This is a genomic window from Streptomyces sp. NPDC104581, assembly GCF_055583685.1.
The window spans coordinates 1-1234 of record NZ_JBVJNN010000097.1; the positions used below are offsets into that span (position 1 = coordinate 1).

The 1234-nt window shown below is 55.8% G+C and carries 1 rRNA gene; it reads left to right on the forward strand.

Annotated elements, in window-relative coordinates:
* A 23S ribosomal RNA gene (locus tag ACZ61E_RS32560) occupies positions 1-1196 on the forward strand; the annotation flags it as partial.
* Positions 1197-1234: the final 38 nt, after the last annotated feature.

A 1234-nucleotide genomic window follows, 5' to 3' on the forward strand; every position in this document is an offset into this window, starting at 1 on the left:
TTCTGGTGATCATCTTTACGGTGTGAGCTGGGGGTGGCCGCAGAGACCAGCGAGAAGCGACTGTTTACTAAAAACACAGGTCCGTGCGAAGCCGTAAGGCGATGTATACGGACTGACGCCTGCCCGGTGCTGGAACGTTAAGGGGACCGGTTAGTCACATTTCGGTGTGGCGAAGCTGAGAACTTAAGCGCCAGTAAACGGCGGTGGTAACTATAACCATCCTAAGGTAGCGAAATTCCTTGTCGGGTAAGTTCCGACCTGCACGAATGGCGTAACGACTTCTCGACTGTCTCAACCATAGGCCCGGTGAAATTGCACTACGAGTAAAGATGCTCGTTTCGCGCAGCAGGACGGAAAGACCCCGGGACCTTTACTACAGTTTGATATTGGTGTTCGGTTCGGCTTGTGTAGGATAGGTGGGAGACTGTGAAGCTTGGACGCCAGTTCAGGTGGAGTCGTCGTTGAAATACCACTCTGGTCGTGCTGGATGTCTAACCTGGGTCCGTGATCCGGATCAGGGACAGTGTCTGATGGGTAGTTTAACTGGGGCGGTTGCCTCCTAAAGAGTAACGGAGGCGCCCAAAGGTTCCCTCAGCCTGGTTGGTAATCAGGTGTTGAGTGTAAGTGCACAAGGGAGCTTGACTGTGAGACCGACGGGTCGAGCAGGGACGAAAGTCGGGACTAGTGATCCGGCGGTGGCTTGTGGAAGCGCCGTCGCTCAACGGATAAAAGGTACCCCGGGGATAACAGGCTGATCTTCCCCAAGAGTCCATATCGACGGGATGGTTTGGCACCTCGATGTCGGCTCGTCGCATCCTGGGGCTGGAGTCGGTCCCAAGGGTTGGGCTGTTCGCCCATTAAAGCGGTACGCGAGCTGGGTTTAGAACGTCGTGAGACAGTTCGGTCCCTATCCGCTGCGCGCGTAGGAGTCTTGAGAAGGGCTGTCCCTAGTACGAGAGGACCGGGACGGACGAACCTCTGGTGTGCCAGTTGTTCTGCCAAGGGCATGGCTGGTTGGCTACGTTCGGGAGGGATAACCGCTGAAAGCATCTAAGCGGGAAGCCTGCTTCGAGATGAGGGCTCCCACCCACTTGATGGGGTAAGGCTCCCAGTAGACGACTGGGTTGATAGGCCGGATATGGAAGCACTGTGAGGTGTGGAGTTGACCGGTACTAATAGGCCGAGGGCTTGTCCTCAGTTGCTCGCGTCCACTGTGTTAGTTCTGAGACAACGA